Source organism: Pedococcus cremeus, from assembly GCF_900111375.1.
In the GTDB taxonomy this organism is placed as follows: Bacteria; Actinomycetota; Actinomycetes; order Actinomycetales; family Dermatophilaceae; genus Pedococcus_A; species Pedococcus_A cremeus.
The window spans coordinates 30,430-49,634 of sequence record NZ_FOHB01000002.1 but is presented as its reverse complement, the minus strand read 5'-3'; the positions used below and the strand labels follow the sequence as shown (position 1 = coordinate 49,634).

General features: G+C 72.5%; 20 protein-coding genes and 1 riboswitch. Of the genes, 7 read left to right on the top strand and 13 right to left on the bottom strand.

Going from position 1 to position 19,205, the window contains the following annotated elements; all coding sequences use genetic code 11:
* Positions 1 to 309 precede the first annotated feature (309 nt).
* Genes BMW78_RS03870 through ctaC form a run of 3 tightly spaced genes read right to left on the bottom strand, consistent with a single transcriptional unit; the run spans position 310 to position 3,356 of the window.
* Positions 310 to 711 carry a cytochrome c oxidase subunit 4 gene (locus tag BMW78_RS03870; protein WP_091756661.1) on the bottom strand — a complete coding sequence of 134 codons (402 nt, stop codon included), beginning with the start codon at positions 709 to 711 and terminating at the stop codon, positions 310 to 312.
* Between the two features lie 3 nt (positions 712 to 714).
* Positions 715 to 2,490 (bottom strand): aa3-type cytochrome oxidase subunit I, encoded by a 1,776-nt coding sequence (gene ctaD, locus BMW78_RS03865; protein ID WP_091756659.1) that lies wholly within the window; start codon positions 2,488 to 2,490, stop codon positions 715 to 717.
* Positions 2,487 to 3,356 carry an aa3-type cytochrome oxidase subunit II gene (ctaC, locus tag BMW78_RS03860; protein WP_245735646.1) on the bottom strand — a complete coding sequence of 290 codons (870 nt, stop codon included), beginning with the start codon at positions 3,354 to 3,356 and terminating at the stop codon, positions 2,487 to 2,489. The genes ctaD and ctaC overlap by 4 nt, the downstream gene beginning before the upstream one ends.
* Before the next feature lie 114 nt (positions 3,357 to 3,470).
* Between ctaC and BMW78_RS03855 the strand changes: the two genes are divergently transcribed.
* Both BMW78_RS03855 and BMW78_RS03850 read left to right on the top strand, forming a co-directional pair.
* On the top strand, positions 3,471 to 4,646 hold the full coding sequence (locus BMW78_RS03855) for a cysteine desulfurase family protein (protein ID WP_245735645.1): 1,176 nt from the start codon (positions 3,471 to 3,473) through the stop codon (positions 4,644 to 4,646).
* Positions 4,643 to 4,927, top strand: coding sequence for a sulfurtransferase TusA family protein (locus tag BMW78_RS03850; RefSeq protein WP_091756655.1), 285 nt, complete (start codon positions 4,643 to 4,645; stop codon positions 4,925 to 4,927). The genes BMW78_RS03855 and BMW78_RS03850 overlap by 4 nt, the downstream gene beginning before the upstream one ends.
* A gap of 6 nt (positions 4,928 to 4,933) precedes the next feature.
* Here BMW78_RS03850 and aat read toward each other — a convergent pair whose 3' ends face one another.
* Positions 4,934 to 5,629, bottom strand: a complete 696-nt coding sequence (gene aat / locus BMW78_RS03845) for a leucyl/phenylalanyl-tRNA--protein transferase (protein ID WP_425439039.1) — start codon at positions 5,627 to 5,629, stop codon at positions 4,934 to 4,936.
* Positions 5,630 to 5,639: 10 nt separating this feature from the next.
* The gene (locus tag BMW78_RS03840; RefSeq protein ID WP_091756652.1) at positions 5,640 to 6,626 is read right to left on the bottom strand and encodes a carbohydrate kinase family protein; all 987 of its coding nucleotides are present in this window, start codon (positions 6,624 to 6,626) and stop codon (positions 5,640 to 5,642) included.
* A gap of 136 nt (positions 6,627 to 6,762) precedes the next feature.
* On the opposite strand from BMW78_RS03840, the gene BMW78_RS03835 reads away from it, so the two are divergent.
* Positions 6,763 to 6,978, top strand: coding sequence for a hypothetical protein (locus BMW78_RS03835; protein WP_091756650.1), 216 nt, complete (start codon positions 6,763 to 6,765; stop codon positions 6,976 to 6,978).
* Between the two features lie 103 nt (positions 6,979 to 7,081).
* On the opposite strand, the gene BMW78_RS03830 is transcribed toward BMW78_RS03835, so the two are convergent.
* The 3 genes from BMW78_RS03830 to BMW78_RS03820 form a co-directional block, all read right to left on the bottom strand.
* A complete protein-coding gene (locus BMW78_RS03830; RefSeq protein ID WP_091756648.1) occupies positions 7,082 to 7,462 on the bottom strand; it encodes a HesB/IscA family protein in 381 nt (126 codons plus the stop codon).
* 97 nt (positions 7,463 to 7,559) lie between these two features.
* On the bottom strand, positions 7,560 to 8,729 hold the full coding sequence (locus BMW78_RS03825; protein WP_091756646.1) for a glycerate kinase family protein: 1,170 nt from the start codon (positions 8,727 to 8,729) through the stop codon (positions 7,560 to 7,562).
* 65 nt (positions 8,730 to 8,794) lie between these two features.
* Positions 8,795 to 10,357 carry a DEAD/DEAH box helicase gene (locus BMW78_RS03820; protein ID WP_218144243.1) on the bottom strand — a complete coding sequence of 521 codons (1,563 nt, stop codon included), beginning with the start codon at positions 10,355 to 10,357 and terminating at the stop codon, positions 8,795 to 8,797.
* A 282-nt stretch (positions 10,358 to 10,639) separates the two neighbouring features.
* On the opposite strand from BMW78_RS03820, the gene BMW78_RS03815 reads away from it, so the two are divergent.
* Together BMW78_RS03815 and nadA are read left to right on the top strand one after the other, a co-directional pair.
* Positions 10,640 to 10,861: a hypothetical protein gene (locus BMW78_RS03815; RefSeq protein ID WP_091756642.1), complete on the top strand. Its 222-nt coding sequence runs from the start codon at positions 10,640 to 10,642 to the stop codon at positions 10,859 to 10,861.
* A gap of 112 nt (positions 10,862 to 10,973) precedes the next feature.
* Positions 10,974 to 12,191: a quinolinate synthase NadA gene (gene nadA / locus BMW78_RS03810; protein ID WP_091756641.1), complete on the top strand. Its 1,218-nt coding sequence runs from the start codon at positions 10,974 to 10,976 to the stop codon at positions 12,189 to 12,191.
* Here the strand turns inward: nadA and BMW78_RS03805 are convergent.
* From BMW78_RS03805 to BMW78_RS03795, 3 genes are all read right to left on the bottom strand, one after another.
* Positions 12,188 to 13,474: a saccharopine dehydrogenase family protein gene (locus tag BMW78_RS03805; RefSeq protein WP_091757356.1), complete on the bottom strand. Its 1,287-nt coding sequence runs from the start codon at positions 13,472 to 13,474 to the stop codon at positions 12,188 to 12,190. The genes nadA and BMW78_RS03805 overlap by 4 nt on opposite strands.
* A 14-nt stretch (positions 13,475 to 13,488) precedes the next feature.
* Positions 13,489 to 14,589, bottom strand: a complete 1,101-nt coding sequence (locus tag BMW78_RS03800; RefSeq protein WP_091756640.1) for a glutathione S-transferase family protein — start codon at positions 14,587 to 14,589, stop codon at positions 13,489 to 13,491.
* A 74-nt stretch (positions 14,590 to 14,663) separates the two neighbouring features.
* Positions 14,664 to 16,028, bottom strand: a complete 1,365-nt coding sequence (locus BMW78_RS03795) for a dipeptidase (RefSeq protein WP_245735644.1) — start codon at positions 16,026 to 16,028, stop codon at positions 14,664 to 14,666.
* A 92-nt stretch (positions 16,029 to 16,120) separates the two neighbouring features.
* Between BMW78_RS03795 and BMW78_RS03790 the strand changes: the two genes are divergently transcribed.
* The gene (locus BMW78_RS03790; protein ID WP_091756636.1) at positions 16,121 to 16,702 is read left to right on the top strand and encodes a DUF3043 domain-containing protein; all 582 of its coding nucleotides are present in this window, start codon (positions 16,121 to 16,123) and stop codon (positions 16,700 to 16,702) included.
* A gap of 40 nt (positions 16,703 to 16,742) precedes the next feature.
* On the opposite strand, the gene BMW78_RS03785 is transcribed toward BMW78_RS03790, so the two are convergent.
* Positions 16,743 to 16,958, bottom strand: coding sequence for a hypothetical protein (locus tag BMW78_RS03785; protein ID WP_091756635.1), 216 nt, complete (start codon positions 16,956 to 16,958; stop codon positions 16,743 to 16,745).
* 103 nt (positions 16,959 to 17,061) lie between these two features.
* A complete protein-coding gene (cobT, locus tag BMW78_RS03780) occupies positions 17,062 to 18,111 on the bottom strand; it encodes a nicotinate-nucleotide--dimethylbenzimidazole phosphoribosyltransferase (RefSeq protein WP_091756633.1) in 1,050 nt (349 codons plus the stop codon).
* Between the two features lie 171 nt (positions 18,112 to 18,282).
* Positions 18,283 to 18,359: riboswitch (cobalamin riboswitch) on the top strand.
* A 108-nt stretch (positions 18,360 to 18,467) separates the two neighbouring features.
* Between cobT and BMW78_RS03775 the strand changes: the two genes are divergently transcribed.
* Positions 18,468 to 19,193 carry an SCO2322 family protein gene (locus BMW78_RS03775; protein ID WP_091756631.1) on the top strand — a complete coding sequence of 242 codons (726 nt, stop codon included), beginning with the start codon at positions 18,468 to 18,470 and terminating at the stop codon, positions 19,191 to 19,193.
* The last annotated feature ends 12 nt before the right edge of the window (positions 19,194 to 19,205 follow it).

Below are 19,205 nucleotides of genomic sequence, written 5' to 3'. Positions count from 1 at the left end.
TGCCCCTCGTGAACACTCTTGCTCCTGACGTCGGTCGAGCCGGGACCGTGGCTCGTCGCGCCCCGGTCACCCCACCAGACGCCGGTAGAGCGCGGGCGGTTGAAGCTGGTCGGTCATCGTGACCGGCTCGCAACCTGAACTGTCCCCGGCCTGCGCCGTGACCGCTCCCCGGGTTCGGCGCCACTCGAGTGTAACCGCGCACGGGTCAGCGCCCTAAACGCGTGTCCACCGCGGCTCGGGGGACGACGACGCCCCGCCGGTCCGGTGACCGACGGGGCGTCCGTGCCGTTGGTGGCGGCAGCACGCTCCTCAGACCGCGCTGTCGCCCGTGAAGTACTCGAAGGTCCAGCCGATCAGCGCCACGGCGCCGAACACCGCGCCGATGATGAACAGCCACCATCCGACCGCCAGGCCCAGGAAGCAGAGCGAGGCAGCGGCAGCGAGCGGCAGCGGCCACCAGCTGTGCGGGCTGAAGAAGCCGTACTCACCCTCGGCCTCCGAGATGTGGGCGGCCGGGTCGTCCTCGGGGCGAGCCGGCAGCTTGCGCGCCGTGGCCCAGAGGTAGAACGCGATCATCCCGCCGAGGCCGGCCGCGAGCAGGAGGGCCACCGGACCGACCGGCTCGGCCCAGTCCGTGACGATGCCGTAGATGACCCCGACGGGGACGAAGAACGCCCCGACGATCATGAACAGCTTGTACTCGACCTTCACTGGTCAGCGCTCCTTGCCCGGGTCGACGATGCCGCCCCTGTCGTCTGCGGTGCCCTTCTCGCCCAGGTCAGCCGGCCCGAGGACCTTGGCCAGGGTGTCGGCGTCCGGCTGCGGACCGCTGATCGGCGCACCCTCGGGGTGGTGCAGGTCGAAGGCGGGACGCTCCGAGCGGATCCGCGGGATCGTGTCGAAGTTGTGCCGCGGCGGCGGGCAGCTGGTGGCCCACTCGAGCGAGGCGCCGTAGCCCCACGGGTCGTTGGTCTCGACCAGCGGAGCGGTCCGCCAGGTCTTCCACACGTTGTAGAGGAACGGCAGGGTCGAGGCGGCGAGGAGGAAGGCACCGGCGCTGGACACGCGGTTCTCCCAGGTGAAGCCGTCCTCCGGCAGGTAGTCGGCGTAGCGACGCGGCATACCGTCGACACCCAGGACGTGCTGGATGAGGAAGGTGGTGTGGAAGCCGATGAACAGCATCCAGAAGTGGATCTTGCCCAGCTTCTCGTCGAGCATGCGCCCGGTGAACTTCGGCCACCAGAAGTAGAAGCCGGCGAACATCGCGAACACCACGGTGCCGAACACCACGTAGTGGAAGTGCGCCACGACGAAGTAGGTGTCGGAGAGGTGGAAGTCCAGGGCCGGGCTGGACAGGATGATGCCCGTCAGGCCGCCGAAGAGGAAGGTGACGAGGAAGCCGAGCGTCCAGAGCATCGGCGTCTCGAAGGTCACCTTGCCGCCCCACATGGTGCCGATCCAGTTGAAGAACTTCACGCCGGTCGGCACGGCGATGAGCATCGTCATCACCGCGAAGAAGGGCAGGAGCACTTGTCCTGTCGCGTACATGTGGTGCGCCCAGACCGTCACGGAGAGGGCCGCGATGGAGATGGTCGCGAAGACGAGGGTCTTGTAGCCGAAGATCGGCTTGCGCGAGAACACCGGGAGGATCTCGGTCACGATGCCGAAGAACGGCAGCGCGATGATGTAGACCTCCGGGTGGCCGAAGAACCAGAACAGGTGCTGCCACAGCATCGGCCCGCCGTTGCTCGGGTCGAACACGTGCGCCCCGAACTTGCGGTCAGCGCCCAGCGCCAGCAGCGCGGCGGCCAGCACCGGGAAGGCCATCAGCACGAGGATCGAGGTCACCAGGATGTTCCAGGTGAAGATCGGCATCCGGAACATGGTCATGCCGGGCGCGCGCATGCAGATGATCGTGGTGATGAAGTTGACCGCGCCGAGGATCGTGCCGAAACCACCGAGCGCGAGGCCGAAGACCCACAGGTCGCCGCCGAGGCCGGGGCTGTAGGTGGCGTCGGACAGCGGCGCGTAGGCGAACCAGCCGAACGAGGCGGCACCCGACGGGGTCAGGAAGCCGGCGCCGGCGATGATGCCGCCGAACAGGTACAGCCAGTAGGCGAACATGTTCAGGCGCGGGAACGCGACGTCGGGGGCGCCGATCTGGATCGGCATGAGGGCGTTCGCGAAGCCGGCGAAGAGCGGCGTCGCGAACAGCAGCAGCATGATCGTGCCGTGCATGGTGAACAGCTGGTTGAACTGCTCGGGGTTGTCCACCACCTGCAGCCCGGGGCTGAAGAGCTCGGCGCGGATGATCAGCGCCATGATCCCACCGAGCATGAACCAGATGAAGGAGGTGATGAAGTAGAGGTTGCCGATGACCTTGTGGTCCGTCGTCGTCAGCCACTTCACCACGGTCGCCCCGGGGGCGACGCGGCGGCGGCTGACGGTCTCGGTCGTCCGCAGGTAGGTCGACTCGCTGGCCGCACTCATTGCTTGATTCCTGCTTCCTTCAGCTTGTCCGCGTCCTGCGGCATGATTCCGGAACGGTTGAGTCCGTTGTCGAGCTGGCCGGTGTTGCCACGGGCCTTCAGCTCGGAGATGTGCTGCTCGTACTGCGCCTGGTCAACGACCTTGACGTTGAACAGCATCTGCGAGTGGTAGGAGCCGCAGAGCTCGGCGCACTTGCCCTGGAAGGTGCCGGTCTCGGTCGGGACGACCTGGAACCGGTTGACCTTGCCGGGGATCATGTCGAGCTTCTGCAGGAAGGCCGGCACCCAGAAGGAGTGGATGACGTCGCGGGAGGTGAGCACGAACTCGGTCCGCTTGTTCACCGGCAGGTACATGGTCGGCAGGGTCTCCTCGACACCCGGCTTGCCCGTGAGCTGGGCGTGCGTGCCGGCCTCGTAGACCTGCTCGTTCACGTAGTTGAAGTCCCAGCTCCACTGCTTGCCGATGACGTTGACCACGACGTCGGGCTTCTTGGAGGTGTCGAGCAGGGCCGACTCGTCACGCTGCGTGTAGTAGAAGAACACCGCGACCATCAGCACCGGGACGACCGTGTAGAGGATCTCGACCGGCACGTTGTAGCGCAGCTGGACCGGCAGGGAGCCGTCGTCGTCGCGCCGGCGCCGGTAGGCCACGGCGCACCAGATGATCAGGCCCCACACGAGGACACCGACCGCCAGGGCGGCGATCCAGGAGCCGACCCAGAGGTTGGTCACCCGCTCGGCTCCCTGGGTGGCACCACGCGGCAGGAAGCCGTCGCTCGCCTGACCGGCGCAGCCGCTCAGGGCGAGTGCGGAGAGACCGGCGATGGCCGCCGTGAACCGGGCGCGCCGCCCTCGCGGACGCGGCACAGAGTCGTCGTGCGGACGCAACGGTGCACCTTCTTCTGGGGAGAGACCAAGCACGGGCAAACCCTACTCCAGCCCCGGCCGGGTGTCGGGTCAGGGTGGGACTAACGTCGAGGCGTGGCGAACACCATGGGCGAACGGGCCGTTCTCGACGCCGCGAGCACCCCTCTGCACCCCGTCGCGAGGGAGACGCTGCTCGCTGCGCTGGACGCAGGCTGGGCCGATCCCCGGCGCCTGTACGCCGAGGGTCGCGCCGCCCGTCGCCTGCTCGACCAGGCCACCGAGGTGATCGCCGCAGGGCTGGCCGCCCGCCCCTCCGAGGTGTCGTTCGCCCCCTCGGGGCCCGCCGCCGTCAGCCTCGCCGTGGACGGAGCCCTGCACAGCGGTCGTCGCCGGGGCGGGCGCCTGGTCGCCTCGGCCGTCGAGCACTCCGCCGTGCTGGCGCCCGGGCGGTACCGAGCCGCCGCGGCCGGCGACGACGACCTGCTGGCGGAGGTGCCGGTGGACCACGCCGGGCGGGTCGACCTCGACGCGTTCGGCGCGGCCCTGAGCGAGCCGGGCACCGTGGTCGCCGCCGTGCAGCACGCCAACGGCGAGGTCGGCACGCTCCAGCCACTGGGTGCCGTCCACGAGGCGTGCCGGGCCGCGGGGGTGCCCCTGGTGGTCGACGCGCAGGCGTCTCTCGGCCGCACGGCCTCCCCCACCGACTACGACGTCCTGGCCGGTGACGCCCAGTCGTGGGGCGGCCCCGGCGGCCTCGGCGTGCTGGCCGTGCCCGAGCGCACCCGGTGGTCGCTGCCGGGCCCGGCGGGCGAGCCCGGTTACGGCCGCAGCGGGCACGTGCCCTGGGTGCCGCTCGCGCTGGCCGCGGCGGAGGCGTGGCAGCAGACGCAGGCCACCTTCGAGGCGGAGGCATCCCAGGCGCGCGCCCTGGTCGACGCCATCCGCTCCGCCGCGGCGGGCGTGCCCGACGTGGAGGTGGTGGGCGACCCCCAACTCCGGCTCCCGCACGTGGTGACCTTCAGCGCGCTCTACGTCGACGGTGAGGCGCTCGTGCACGAGTTCGACCGGCGCGGGTTCGCCATCGCGTCGGGGTCGGCGTGCACCGCGAGCACCCTGGAGCCCAGCCACGTGCTGGCCGCGATGGGCGTGCTCACCCACGGCAACGTGCGCATCACCCTGCCCCTCGCCGCGGTCTCGCCCGGGCGCGCGCAGCACGTCGAGCGGTTCTGCGCCGCCCTCCCCGAGGTCGTCTCGACGGTGCGGGCCCAGCTGGGGGCCGAGCACCTGTGAGCCCCGAGTCACCAGAGCCGACCGAGCCGCCCGACCAGCCCGAGCCGCCCGTCGTCGACGCCCGCGGCCTGCGCTGCCCCCTGCCGGTGATCCGGCTCGCCCAGGCGGCCAAGGACCTGCCCGCGGGGGCGCTCGTCGAGGTCTGGGCGACCGACCCGGCGGCCCGGGCCGACGTGCCCGCCTGGTGCCGCATGCGGGGCCACGAGCTGGTGGCCACCACGGAGCTGGACCAGGGCACCGACGGTGCCCACACGGCATACCGGGTGCGCCTCGGAGGCTAGTGTCGGCTAGTCGCCCTCGTTGGCGCCGATGCGCACCTGGGGCACCGTGAGGGCCCGGTCGAGGCGGCGCAGGTACTCCTCGCGGGGCATCTCCTCGATGCCCAGGGTGCGCAGGTGGTCTGTGGCCCACTGGACGTCGATGAACCGGTCGGGGTGCCCGTCGGCGAAGAAGAAGCCGGTCAGCGCCACCAGCGCCGCCTTCGAGGCGTCGGTGACCGAGTGGAACATCGACTCCCCCGCGAACAGGCCGCCGACCGCCACGCCGTAGAGGCCCCCGACGAGCTCGTCGTTCTGCCACGTCTCGACGCTGTGCGCCCAGCCCATCCGGTGCAGGGTGCCGTAGGCCAGGCGGACCTCGTTGGTGATCCAGCGCCCCTCCCGGTGGGGGTCGGCGCAGCGCTCCACGACCTCGTCGAAGGCGTGGTCGACGCGGAACTCGAAGCGGCGGCACGACTTGCGCAGCGACCGGCTCACCGAGATGCGTCCCGGCAGCAGCACGCCGCGCGGGTCCGGCGACCACCAGCCCATGGGACGGGTACCGTCCTCGCCGAGGCCCATGGGGAAGACACCGCTGCGGTATGCCGCGAGCAGCGTCCCGGGCGCGAGGTCGCCCCCGACTCCCACGAGGTCCTCCCCCGGGTCGACCTCGCTGAGGTCGAAGTCCCAGGGGCTCGGGGCGGGTTCCTGTGGCGGCCAGGGCACCGTCAGCCGCCTACGGTGCGAGGCAGGTGATGTGGGGCTCGATCGCGTCGGCCGAGTCCTGGCCGTAGGCGTCGGCCAGCCGCCGCAGGAAGCGCGCCTTGCCGAGGGTGTACTCCTGCGTGCCGACCGTCTCGAGCACGTAGGTCGCGAGCATCGACCCGAGCTCGGCGGCGTGCTGGTGGCTCAGCTCCGCCGCGAGGCCGGTCAGGAACCCCGCCCGGAAGGCGTCACCGACCCCGGTCGGGTCGAGGCGACGGACCTCACGGGCGGCCTTGACCTCGACCGGCTCCTCGCCCCGGGTGGCGATGACCACGCCGTCCTTGCCCCGCGTGATGACCCGGGTCGTCACCCGCTCGGCGATGTCCTCGGGCGACCAACCGGTCTTCTGCGAGGTCAGCGCCGCCTCGTACTCGTTGGTGAGCAGGTAGTCGGCACCGTCGATGAGCTGGCGGATGGTCTCGCCGTCGGCGAAGGCGAGCTGCTGGGAGGGGTCCGCCGCGAACGGGATCCCGCGGGTGCGGCACTCCTGGGTGTGGCGCAGCATCGCCTCGGGGTCGTTGGCGCCGATGACGACGAGGTCGAGGCCGCCGACCCGGTTGGCCACCGGCTGCAGCTCGATCTGCCGGGCCTCCGACATGGCGCCCGCGTAGAAGGTCGCGATCTGGGCCATGTCGTCGTCGGTGGTGCAGACGAACCGTGCTGTGTGCTGCGACTCGGACACGTGCACCGACTCGCAGTCGACGCCGTGGCGCTCGAGCCAGCTGCGGTAGTCGGCGAAGTCCTCACCGACGGCGCCGACGAGCACCGGCCGCTGCCCCAGGTTGGCCATGCCGAACGCGATGTTGGCGGCGACTCCCCCGCGCCGGACCTGCAGGTCGTCGGCCAGGAAGGACAGCGAGACCTTGTCGAGCTGCTCGACCACCAGGGAGTCCGCGAAGCGGCCCCTGAAGGTCATCAGGTGGTCGGTGGCAATGGATCCGGTGATGGCGACGCGCACACCGGCAACCTACCGCCAAAGCCGCCGGATGCCGCGGTCGCCCGCAGGCTGACTCGGCGCCGCAACCGTCGTTACCGGGGAGTGTTACCTCGTGGTACCGGCGTGTCGGGACCGCGGTCCTGCCTACGGTCGATCCATGACCTCCCCCGAGAGCGCCGCCGACCGTCCCGACGCCTTCCCCACGCCCCGCGAGGGCCTCGACAACGGCAGCCTCAGCGAGCTGCGGATCGACGCCGGCGAGGTGCCGCTCGACGTGTCGCCCCCGCACCCGATGACCGGTGTCCACCACGACATCGAGGTGCCCGACGACGCGTCCTCCCTCCTCGAGGGCATGGAGGCCTACGGCGGCTGAGGCACGCGTGCCTGCTCTGCCGAGCACGGCCTCCCATGACGAAGGCCTCCCCCGCTGCTGCGGTGGGAGGCCTTCGTCGTCGGCCCTGCGGGCCCGTCGGTCGTCAGCTGAAGCTGTCGCCGCAGGCGCAGGAGCTGCCGGCGTTCGGGTTGTCGATCGTGAAGCCCTGCTTCTCGATGGTGTCGGCGAAGTCGATCGTCGCGCCCTCGAGGTACGGCGAGCTCATCCGGTCGACCACGACCTCGACGCCACCGAAGTCGCGCACGAGGTCACCGTCGAGGGTGCGCTCGTCGAAGTAGAGCTGGTAGATCAGGCCGGAGCATCCACCGGGCTGCACGCCCACGCGCAGGCGAAGGTCGTCACGGCCCTCCTGCTCGAGGAGCGACTTGACCTTGGCGGCGGCGACGTCGGTCAGGATGACGCCGTGGGCAGGAGCCTCGGTCGTGGCGTCCGCGGCGACCTGGGTCTGGTCCTGAACACTCATCGGGTTGCGTCCTTCATGTCGTCGATTCGTGGATCTGCGTGCGTGCAAACCCGCGTGGTGCGGGAAATGTTCCCCGCCGTCCCTAGCGTACGTCTTCTCACCGACGAGGCGACCACGTGGCCGCCACCCGAGCGGCGCGGTCGGCCAGCGTCCCCACCGGGTCGGCCACCGCCGCCTCCACCTCCTCGGGCGTCTCGGCCACGGCATACGTGCCCGACAGCCCCAGCGTCATGGACTCGCGGCGGCCCACCATGACCTGGCCGGCCACGACGACCGCCGGCGTCGCGGCCTCGAGCGCCGCCTGCGCCACGCCGGCCACGACCTTCCCCTGCAGGCTCTGCCAGTCGAAGGTGCCCTCTCCGGTGACGACGAGGTCGGCGGCCGCCACGACCTCGGCGAGTCCCACCGCGCGGATCACCTCCTCGACGCCGCTGATGCGGCGGGCGCCGAGCAGCAGCAACCCGTAGCCGAGCCCGCCCGCGGCGCCGGCACCGGGCTCCTTGTCGAGCCGGCGGGGCTGCCCGCTCAGCAGGTCGCGGCCCTCGGGCAGGGTGCGGCGCACCACCTCGGTGAACCGGCCTAGGGCCGCCTCGAGCGCCTGGGCCAGCTGCGGCGTGGCGCCCTTCTGCGGCGCGTAGACGGCGGAGGCGCCCTGGAGGCCCAGGAGTGGCGAGTCGACGTCGGTGGCCGCGAGCAGCTCGATGCCGGAGAACCGCTGGCGCAGCATCTCGAGGCCGTGCAGCGCCCCGTCAGGGAGGTCGGCGAGGGCCAACCCGCCGCGGGCGAGGGCGCTGGAGCTGCCCGCGCCGAGGCTGGCCAGCATGCCGGCCCCACCGTCGTTGGTGCCGCTGCCGCCCAGCCCCACGACGATGCGTTCGGCGCCCTCGCGCAGCGCGGCGTCGAGCAGCTGCCCGACGCCCCACGTGCTGGTGACGGCCGGGTTGCGCTCGTCGGCCTCCAGCAGGTGCAGGCCGGCGGCCTGCGCCGACTCGACGTATGCCGTGGGCACGCCGTCGTCGGCCTCCACCAGCAGCAGCGCGGCCGGCACCTCGCGTCCGAGCGGGTCGGCGGCCGTGGTCAGCACGGTCCGCGCCTCGGGCAGGGCGTTGGAGAGGACGTCGATGAAGCCGGGCCCACCGTCCGAGAGCGGCATGAGCGTCAGCAGGTCCTGCGGCGCCGACCTCCGCCAGCCCTCGGCCATGGCCTCCGCGGCCTGCATCGCCGTGAGGGTGCCGGTGAAGGAGTCCGGCGCGATGAGCACGTGCACGGGTCGGACTGTACTCGCGCCGGGGGTCGTGCTCGTCCGGGTCAGCGCCGCGTCTGCCGGGGTTGTCAGCGGCCGCCGCGCGACCCGGCACGCGAGCGGGCCGAGAAGGCCGCCGCTCCACCGGTGCCGTTGCCGGCCCCGTTGCTGGTGCGGGCGCCACCGGGCCGCTGGCCGCCGCCGGACTTCTGCCCGGACCCCGGGGTCGAGGTGCTGTAGGCCGTGGACGAGCCGCCGCCGGTGGCAGCGCCGTTGCGGCCACGGCCGGAGCGACCGCGGCTGCGGGCGACGTCCTGACCGGCGGAAGCCGACGTGCCGGCCCGGCGCGATCCGCCCTGCTGGCCCTGCTTGGGCTGCTGGCCCTGCTTCGGCCCGCGCGCCTGCCGGGGCTGCTTGGCCCGCTCGGGCTGGCCGGCCTGGGCGTCGAGGATGAGCCCGCCGGGGAAGGTGCGCTGGCCGGGGGCGACCTCTCGCAGCAGCGGGTGGGAGGCGTCCAGGCGCGTCGTGGTCGGCCGGATCCCGGCCTTGCGGGTCAGGTCGCGCACGTCGGCCACCTGGTCGGCGGTCATCAGCGTCACGACGGTGCCGGCGGCACCGGCGCGGGCCGTGCGGCCCGAGCGGTGCAGGTACGCCTTGTGCTCCACGGGCGGGTCCGCGTGGACCACCAGGCCCACGTCGTCGACGTGGATGCCGCGGGCGGCGATGTCGGTGGCGACGAGCGTGGTCGCGGCCCCGCCGTGGAAGGCGTCGAGGTTGCGCGTCCGGGCGCCCTGGCTCAGGTTGCCGTGCAGCTCGACGGCGGGCACGCCCGAGGCGTTCAGCTGCTTGGCCAGCTTCTTGGCGCCGTGCTTGGTGCGGGTGAAGACGACGGTGCGGCCCGGGGCGGCCGTGAGGTCGAGGAGCACCGGCAGGCGGTCGTCCTTGTGCACGTGGAAGACGTGGTGGGCCATGGTGTCCACCGGCGACTGGGCCGAGTCGGCCTCGTGCGTCACCGGGTTGCTGAGGAAACGCTTCACCAGCACGTTGACGCCCGCGTCGAGGGTGGCGGAGAACAGCATTCGCTGGCCGGTGCTCGGCGTCCGCTCCATGATGCGGCGCACGCCGGGCAGGAAGCCGAGGTCGGCCATGTGGTCGGCCTCATCGAGCACGGTGACCTCGATGCTGTCGAGGTTGACGTGTCCCTGCCCGATGAGGTCCTCGAGGCGTCCGGGGCAGGCCACGACGACGTCGACGCCGCGGCGCAGCGCGGTGACCTGCGGGTTCTGGCCGACTCCGCCGAAGACCGTCTGGCTGGTCAGCCCGAGGGGCCGGGCCAGCGGGGCCAGGGCGGTGTCGATCTGCAGGGCCAGCTCGCGGGTCGGGGCCAGCACGAGGGCGCGGGGGCGCTGCGGCCGGCGCTGCGTGCCGCTCGCTGCCAGCCGGGTCAACATCGGCAGGAGGAAGGCGTAGGTCTTGCCGGAGCCGGTGCGACCGCGGCCCAGCACGTCACGGCCCGCCATCGAGTCCGGCAGGGTGGCGGCCTGGATGGGTGTCGGCACGGTGATGCCGGAGGCGGCGAGCACCTTCGTCAGCGCAGCGGGCACGCCGAGGGCGTCGAAGGTGGAGGTGCCGGTGGAGGCAGGGGTGGTCACAGGGGTGGTCACAGGGGTGGTCAGAGGGGTGGTGTCAACAGACACAGGAGTACTCCTGACAGAGCCGGAGCTCGTCTTCGTGGGGTGCTCACCAACAGATGGTGGTGGTCGTTCTGCCCGGCGCGAACCATCAGCGGTCGCGGCGCATGAGCATCGACATGAGAAGGCGGTCCGAGGCAGAACGGGGCGGACCGCGCAGGAACCACCCTACCGCGCCGTAGCAGAGACTGCTTTCACCGGGCCGGGCTGCGCCAAGCCGGGCGAATGGCGCACACTGGACGGATGCCGTCCCGTCAGAACAGCGAACGCCGTCGCCCCGCAGCCAGCCCCTTCCGCTCCGAGGTCGTCGCCCCCACACCCGAGTGGGCAGTCGACGACCGGGTCACCCACGACAAGCACGGCCTCGGCCGCGTCGTGCGCATCGAGGGCGACCGGGTCAACGTGAAGTTCGGGTCCCAGACCATCAGCGTCGCCGCCTCCAGCCCCCGGCTGCACCCGCTTTAGCCGCCCTCCCCTGGGGGTTCCACCTCGCCGCGCGGGCACGAGCCGCGCGGGAGGTCGCGGGCGAATCCCCCGGGCGGCAGACCCACGCCCGTGGGTGTGACACGATTTCATCGTGAGCACCACCGCAGATGCCGCCCGCACCGGCGCCCCCCTCCCCCTTCTCGTCCTGGGCCAGGGTCGCGACCTCGCCACCGAGCGGGGTGTCGAGTGTCCCGGAGACCTCCCGGCGCCGTCGGAGCCCGGGCTGGTCGAGCGCGCCAAGGCAGCGCGGGCAGCCCTCGGCGAGAAGGTGTTCGTGCTCGGGCACCACTACCAGCGCGATGAGGTCATCGCCTTCGCCGACGTCACCGGCGACTCGTTCAAGCTCGCCAAGGAGGCGGCTGCGCGTCCCGACGCGCCGTGGATCGTCTTCTGCGGCGTGCACTTCATGGCCGAGTCGGCCGACATCCTCACCAGCGACGAGCAGACGGTGATCCTGCCCGACCTGGCGGCCGGCTGCTCGATGGCCGACATGGCGCAGATCCACCAGGTCGAGGACGCCTGGGACGACCTCGTCGAGGCGGGCGTCGCCGACGACACCATCCCGGTCACCTACATGAACTCCGCGGCTGCCATCAAGGCCTTCACCGGCCGTCACGGCGGCACGATCTGCACCTCGTCCAACGCGAAGAGCGCTCTGTCGTGGGCCTTCTCGCAGGCGGGCGACGGACGGGTGGAGGGTGGCACCGGCAAGGTGCTGTTCCTCCCCGACCAGCACCTCGGCCGCAACACCTGGGCTCGCGACCTCGGCGGCTCGCTCGAGGACTGCGTCGTCTTCGACCCGCACCGCCCGATGGGTGGCCTGACCCGCCAGCAGCTGCAGGACGCCCGCATGATCCTGTGGCGCGGCCACTGCTCCGTGCACGGCCGGTTCACCCTCGAGGCGGTCGAGCAGGCCCGGCGTGAGATCCCCGGGGTCAAGGTCATCGTCCACCCCGAGTGCCGCCACGAGGTCGTGGAGGCCGCCGACGAGGTCGGGTCGACCGAGAAGATCATCAAGACCGTCGCCGCCGCGCCCGACGGCACGAAGTGGGTCGTGGGCACGGAGCTCAACCTCGTCAAGCGGCTCGCGGCCGAGTTCCCGCGCCAGCAGATCGCCTTCCTCGAGAAGAACGTCTGCTACTGCTCGACGATGAACCGCATCGACCTGCCGCACCTCGTCTGGGCGCTGGAGTCGCTCGTCGACGGCCGGGTCGTCAACCCGATCAAGGTCGACGAGGACGTCGCGCACTACGCCCGCGTGGCACTCGACCAGATGCTCGCCCTGCCGGGCGAGACCCACCGCGACTAGGCGGAGTGCCGCGCGGCCGGCGTATGCCGTTCAGCCGGCTCCTCTTCCACGGTCAGGGTGAAGTCGCGCTTGCGGAGGCGTCCGACGAGGACGTCGCCGAACGCCGTGGCGGGGGTCAGCACACCGGCGCGCGCCGGCAGGCGCGGCTCGTCCTCGACCAGGCACAGGGCCGACTCCGCGAGCATGACGGCCGTGGCGGCATACCCCGGGTCGGCCTGCGCGGCCACGACGGCGAGGTAGCGCCGCCCGCTCGCGGTGGTGGTGCGGAGCTCCATGCGGAAGCAGCCGCGGCGACGCACCTCCTCGCTGGGCCCCTCGCCCGGTGACGGCAGGACCAGGCCGAGCAGCGGCCGGGTGAGCGGGTTGGCCATGCCGACGACGAGCGCACCGACGCCGGCCGAGACCGCGGCGGCGCGCAGCTGGCCCGCCCTCCCCCGGCCGCAGGCCATGAGCTCGCGGTAGCGGAACCTCCGGCCGTAGGCGTGACCGGTGAGGGCGTTGCTGCGCCGCACGATGCGGGTGTTGAACGAGGCCATGACGAACGGCGCGGTCCACTGCCCGGTCTGGGCGTCGCGCATGACACCGCCGACGTCGCGCTGGCGACCCAGGTGCGGCTCGGCCGCCCGGTCGGGGCTGAGCGCGTAGGGGTCGAGGACGACCTTGCGGGCGGCGCCGTCGGAGGCGGCCTCGGCCACCATCAGACGCATCGAGTCGACGGTTCCGCCGCTGATGCCTCCCCGGAGCCGGCGCACCAGCAGGGTCGTGTCGCAGAGGTCGCCGGCGCCGTCGGCCCGCGCGCGCTGGTGCAGCACCAGCACACCGAGGTCGGAGGGCACCGAGTCGAACCCGCACGCCGTGACCAGGCGCGCCCCGGTGCGCTCGGCCGTCTGCTGCAGCTCGTCGACGAGCCGTCGGACGTAGAGGACCTCGCCGGTCAGGTCGGCGTAGTGGGTGCCCGCCTCGGCGCAGGCGCCGGCCAGGCCGAACCCGTGGCGGGCGTAGGGCCCGACGGTGGTGACGACGACCCGGGTCGAACGGGCCAGCCGGTCGAGGGCGGCCTGGTCGCGGCTGTCGGCGACCACGACCGGCCACTGCCGGGCCGCGCCCGGCAGTGACGCGCGCACGTCCTGGAGCCGGGCCTCGTCGCGGCCAGCCAGGGCGATGCGCAGGTGGGCCGGTGCCTGCTCGGCCAGCTCGGCCGCCAGCAGCCGCCCGACGAAGCCGGTGGCACCGAAGACGACGAGGTCGTGCTCGCGCTCACCCTGGCGGTCGGTGCCCTGCATGGGCACGCCCGCGCTCACTCCTCGTCCTGGTGCAGCAGGTGTTCCTGCACGGGTCCGCCCAGGACTTCGCTCGGCCACCGGTCGGTGGGCTGGTGCGCCGGCGGCACCCGCTCCTCCTCGCGCACAGGACCGGGCGGGGTGCCGCCACCGAAGGGACGACCACCGAGGGCCTCCCGGCCGTGCGGCAGCAGCCAGCCGGACAGGTCGGGCCCCTTCGGGATGATGCCGGTGGGGTTGATGTCGTGGTGCACCACGTAGTAGTGCGCCTTGATGTGCGCGAAGTCGACCGTGTCGCCGAACCCGGGGGTCTGGTAGAGGTCGCGGGCGTAGGCCCACAGCACCGGCATCTCGCTCAGCTTGTGCCGGTTGCACTTGAAGTGCCCGTGGTAGACGGAGTCGAAGCGCACGAGCGTGGTGAACAGCCGCACGTCGGCCTCGGTGATGGTGTCGCCGACGAGGTAGCGCTGGTCACGGAGCCGGTCCCTCAGCCACCCGAGGGTGTCGAACAGGCGGTCGTAGGCCTCCTCGTAGGCCGACTGGGTCCCCGCGAAGCCGCAGCGGTAGACGCCGTTGTTGACCTCCGAGTAGACGCGCCGGTTGACCTCGTCGATCTCCGGGCGCAGGTGCGCCGGGTAGAGGTCCGGGGCGCCGTCGCGGTGGTGCTCGCGCCACTGGGTCGAGAAGTCCAGCGTCATCTGGGCGAAGTCGTTGGTGACGACCTTGCCCGAGGAGACCTCCACCAGCGCGGGCACCGTGATCCCGCGGGGGTAGCCCGGCTGGCGGGCCTCGAAGGCGTCCTTCAGCCGCGGGATGCGCAGCACCGGGTCGACGCCACCGGGGTCGAGGTCGAAGGTCCAGCTGTCCTCGTCGTGGGTCGGCCCGCAGACGCCCATCGAGATGGCGTCCTCGAGGCCGAGCAGGCGGCGCACGATGATGGCGCGGTTGGCCCACGGGCAGGCCCGCGCCACCACCAGCCGGTAACGGCCGGCCTCGACGGGCCAGGCGTTCTCGCCGCTGCCGTCAGCAGTGACGCGGTCGGAGATGTAGCGGGTGTCGCGCTTGAAGCTCGACTCGACGTAGCCCCTGCGGCTGCTGCTGGTCGCGGTCTCGGCCATGCCCCGAACCTAACGCGACAGCAGTGCAGCCGCCCGCCCTACCCGAACACCCGACCCGTCGCCAGGAGGGCCTGTCAGCGGGGCATCGCGCCGAGGCGTGCCAGGAGCAGGGCCTCGGCCTCGCAGACGCGCTGGAACTCGCCCAGGTGCAGCGACTCGTTGGCGCCGTGCGCCCGCGCGTCGGGGTCCTCGACACCGGTGACGAGGATCGCCGCGTCGGGGAACCGCTCGGCGAACGCCGCGATGAACGGGATCGAGCCGCCCACGCCGATGTCCACCGGCTCGACGCCCCACGCGTCGGTGAAGGCCGCCCGGGCCTGGTCGTACACCGGCCCGCTCGCCTCGGCCGCGAAGCCGCGCCCCTGGTCGTCGAGGCGCACCTCCACCTTGGCACCCCACGGGGTGTGCTTCTCGAGGTGGCGCTGCACCGCGGCATACGCCTCCATGGGGTCCTCGTCGGGCGCGAGGCGGATGGAGACCTTGGCGCTCGCGCTCGGCACCAGGGTGTTGGAGCTCGTGGCGACCGACGGCGCGTCGAGGCCGATGACGGTGGCGGTCGGCTTGTTCCAGATGCGGGTCAGCAGCGAGCCGGTGCCGATGACCTCGACGCCGTCGAGCAGGCCCGACTCCTCACGCAGCCGCGCCTCGTCGTAGTCGAGGTCGGAGGCGACCCCGGAGGTCAGCCCCTCGATGGCGACGTCGCCGTTGTCGTCGTGCAGGCTCGCGAGCAGCCGCACGAGCGGCATCATCGCGTCGGGCACCGCGCCGCCGAACATGCCGGAGTGCACGCCGTGGTCGAGCGTGGTCACCGTCACGACCACACGGATGAGGCCGCGCAGGGTCGTGGTGAGGGCCGGCTCGCCGATCGCCCAGTTGGTGGAGTCGGCGAGCACGATGGCGTCGGCGCGCAGCTTCTCGCCGTGGCGCTCGAGGATCGTCGGCAGCGACTCGGAGCCGATCTCCTCCTCGCCCTCGACGAAGAGGGTGACACCGACGGGCAGGTTGCCGCGGTGCGCGCGCAGCGCTGCGAGGTGCGCCATGATGCCGGCCTTGTCGTCCGCGGCGCCGCGGCCGTAGAGCCGGCCGTCGCGCTCGGTGGGCTCGAACGGCTTGCTGTCCCAGAGCTCCTCGGCGCCGGGGGGCTGCACGTCGTGGTGCGCGTACAGCATCACCGTCGGAGCGCCCTCGGGACCGTCGATGTGCCCGATGACCGCGGGCCGGCCGCCCTCACGCACGATCTCGACGTCGAGGCCCTCGGCGCGCAGCAGCTCGGCGGTGGCCTCGGCGCTGGCGTCGACGTGCGCCTGGTCGAACGCGTCGAGCGAGACGCTCGGGATGCGGGTCAGCGCCTCGAGGTCGGCCCGGATCCCGGGCATCAGGTCGGCCACAGCGGCCTTGACGGCGGAGATCTGGTCTGCGGTGAGGGCGTCGTCGGTCACGGCGCGGAAGCCTAGTGGGTGCCGGCTGCCGCTTGGTGGGTGTGGCGGGCGGCGATGCGGGAGAAGCCGGCCGCACGGCATACAGTTGGCCCGTGTTTGGACGCAACAGGACGCTGAACGAGCAGCAGGCCGAGACCATCGCCCGTACCGAGCGCGAGGGTGCCAAGAACCGGCCCACGCCGAAGCGTCGCGAGCAGGAGGCGGCGCGCAAGCGACCCCTCGTGGTGGCCGACCGCAAGGCCGCCAAGCGCGACGAGCAGCTCAAGCGCCGGGAGGCGTCCGCCCGCATGCGCCAGGCCATGGTCACCGGCGACGAGGCGAACCTGCCGGCCCGCGACAAGGGCCCCGAGCGCCGCTTCATCCGCGACTACGTCGACGCGCGCTGGAACATCGGCGAGTTCATGCTGCCCGTGATGATCGTCGTGCTGGCGCTGTCCTTCGTGCGGCAGTCGTGGGCGCTCATGATCGTCTTCATCGCCGTCTACGGCATCCTCCTGGTCGCCGTCCTCGACGCCGTGCTCATGTGGCGCCGGCTCAAGAAGCGGCTCGTGGCCAAGTTCGGCGAGGACCGCCTCCCCCGCGGCGGCGCCATGTATGCCGTGATGCGCGCCTTCCAGATGCGCCGCTCGCGGATGCCCAAGCCCCAGGTCGAGCGGGGCCAGCAGCCGTCCTGAGACGCGCTCGCCAGGTCCGCTACTCGGCCTGCTGGATCCGCTACTCGGCCGGCTGGAGGGCCATCGGGCCGTAGACGAGCTGTCCGTCGCGGTAGAGGCTGACCGCGTCGACGCCCTTGGCGGCGAGCTCGTGCCAGCTCTCGCCGAACCAGTTCTCGGCGTCGGACTGCGACGGGAACGCCGTGGTCGGCAGTCCCTCGCCGGTCATCTCGTTGGCCTCGGCGTCCAGGTAGGTCCAGGTCCAGGCGTCGCTCATACCGCCACTGTAGGCCGCTTCCCCAGCGGTGGGCCCATGAACCCCGGACGCCGGTGCCCAGGCCTTCGCGTCGCCAGTGCCCAGGCGTTCGGGTCGGTGGTTCTCAGGCGCCGGAGACGCCGGCGGAGTCGAAGGTCGCCACCTCCGAGAGCAGCCGCGCCGCGGACTGCACGAGCGGCACGGCGAGCACCGCACCCGAGCCCTCCCCCAGCCGCAGGTGCAGGTCGAGCAGCGGCTCCATGCCGAGGTGGTCCAGGGCCGCCCGGGCACCCGGCTCCACCGAGACGTGGCCTGCGACCCAGTAGTCGGCGGCGTCCGGGCACAGCGCGCTGGCGACCAGCGCCGCGGACACCGCGATGACGCCGTCGAGCACGACCGGCACCCGCCGGGCCGCCGAGCCGAGGAGGAAGCCGGCGAGGGCGGCGTGCTCGAAGCCGCCCACCTCGGCCAGCACCGTCAGCGGCTCGGATCGGTCGAGCCGGTTGAGGGCGCGCTCCACCACGGCGGTCTTGCGCTGCAGCGTCGCGTCGTCGATGCCCGTGCCGCGGCCGGTGACCTCCGCGGGCTCGCTGCGGGTGAGCGCGGCGATGAGCGCGGCCGACGCCGTGGTGTTGGCGATGCCCATGTCGCCGGTGACCAGCAGGTCGGCCCCACCGTCGACCAGCTCGCCGGCGACGGCGATGCCGGTCTCGAGGGCCTGCTGGGCCTGCTCGCGGGTCATGGCCGGCCCTTCGGCCAGGTCACGGGTTCCGCGGGCGACCTTGCGGTGCCACAGGTTGGGCGCGTCGGGAAGGTCTGCGGCGACCCCGACATCGACCACCGTGACGCTGGCCCCCACCTGGCGCGCGAGCGCGTTGACCACCGCCCCGCCGGCGGCGAAGTTGGCCACCATCTGGGCGGTGACCTCCTGCGGCCACGGGGTCACTCCCTGCGCGTGCACGCCGTGGTCGCCGGCGAACACGGCGACAGCCGGCCGGCTGGGCACCGGCGGCGGGCAGGTCCGGGCGATGCCGGCGAGCTGGGCGCCGAGGTCCTCGAGCTGGCCCATCGCACCCGGCGGCTTGGTGAGGCGGGCCTGGCGGGCGTCGGCCTCCTCGACGGCCCGCTGGCAGGCCGGCCGGACGGCCACGACGGTCTCGGACAGCAGGGACATGGCACTCCTGGAGAAGGCAGCAGCGGCACGGGCGGCACGACCGCCCCGGGCGCGGCCACCCTAGGCGCGAAAGGTGCCCACCCGGCATACCGGGTGCTGCGAGCGAGATCACTTTGACACCGTCCACCCGGGGGTGGGACGGTTCGCTCGTCGAACCAGCCTGTGGCTGAGGGGAAGCCGGTCCAAGTCCGGCGCTGTCCCGCAACCGTAGGCCGCCCTGGTCCCCCAGGGCGGCGAGCCGGAACACCTCCCTCGGGCCTCGACTCCATCATCAAGTCCGTCGTGGAATGCGGACCGGAGTCAGGGACGCCGCCGCCGTGCGGTCGCGTCTCCTCGCCGGTCGCGAGGAGGAATGCATGTCTCGCACCACCCTGCGTCACCCCCGGCCCGTCGTGGCCGTCCCGTCCCTGGTCGCCGCGCTGCTGCTCGCGCTGGTCGCCACGGTCGCCCAGGCCGGCACCGCCAGCGCCGCCGCCTACCGCTACTGGGGCTACTTCCAGCTTCAAGACTCCAAGTGGGCCTTCGCCACCAAGGGCCCCGAGCAGGTCACGCCCGCCGACGGCGGTGTGGAGGGCTGGCGCTTCGCCGTGGCCGGCGAGAGCGACATGCGTATGCCGCGCGCCACCGTCACCTTCGACCAGCTGTGTGGCGGCACGGCCGCCCAGAGCGGCAAGAAGCGCGTCGGCGTGGTCATCGACTACGGCCGCGCCGCCGACACCGAGGACGGCAAGCAGCCGCCGTCGCCGGTCGGCAAGTGCGCTGTCGTCGAGAGCAAGGCCACCGGCGCCGAGGTGCTCGCCGCGGTCGCGTCCGTGCGCAGCGAGAAGGGCCTGGTGTGCGGCATCAACGACCAGCCCGCCACCGGGTGCGGCGGCGAGGTCAAGGCGGTCAGCCCCGAGGCGAAGGCCACCGACACCCCGGTGCAGCTCGCGGCCGCGACCCCGTCGGCGCAGGCCGGTCAGACGGCTGCCGAAACCAAGGACGAGGGCACCAGCCCGCTGGCCTACGTGGCCGTCCTGGTGGTGCTCGCCGCCGCCGCGCTTCTCGTGGTGACCGCCGCCCGCCGTCGCCGCGCCCACTGACAGCCGCGACGC

Bases quoted from the DNA above. Each gene is read 5' to 3' on its own strand.
- BMW78_RS03805 (WP_091757356.1), bottom strand. From the start codon at position 13,474: ATGCAGGGCACCGACCGCCAGGGTGAGCGCGAGCACGACCTCGTCGTC.
- ctaD (WP_091756659.1), bottom strand. From the start codon at position 2,490: ATGAGTGCGGCCAGCGAGTCGACCTACCTGCGGACGACCGAGACCGTC.
- BMW78_RS03785 (WP_091756635.1), bottom strand. From the start codon at position 16,958: ATGAGCGACGCCTGGACCTGGACCTACCTGGACGCCGAGGCCAACGAG.
- BMW78_RS03830 (WP_091756648.1), bottom strand. From the start codon at position 7,462: ATGAGTGTTCAGGACCAGACCCAGGTCGCCGCGGACGCCACGACCGAG.
- BMW78_RS03775 (WP_091756631.1), top strand. From the start codon at position 18,468: ATGTCTCGCACCACCCTGCGTCACCCCCGGCCCGTCGTGGCCGTCCCG.
- BMW78_RS03835 (WP_091756650.1), top strand. From the start codon at position 6,763: ATGACCTCCCCCGAGAGCGCCGCCGACCGTCCCGACGCCTTCCCCACG.
- cobT (WP_091756633.1), bottom strand. From the start codon at position 18,111: ATGTCCCTGCTGTCCGAGACCGTCGTGGCCGTCCGGCCGGCCTGCCAG.
- BMW78_RS03815 (WP_091756642.1), top strand. From the start codon at position 10,640: ATGCCGTCCCGTCAGAACAGCGAACGCCGTCGCCCCGCAGCCAGCCCC.
- BMW78_RS03800 (WP_091756640.1), bottom strand. From the start codon at position 14,589: ATGGCCGAGACCGCGACCAGCAGCAGCCGCAGGGGCTACGTCGAGTCG.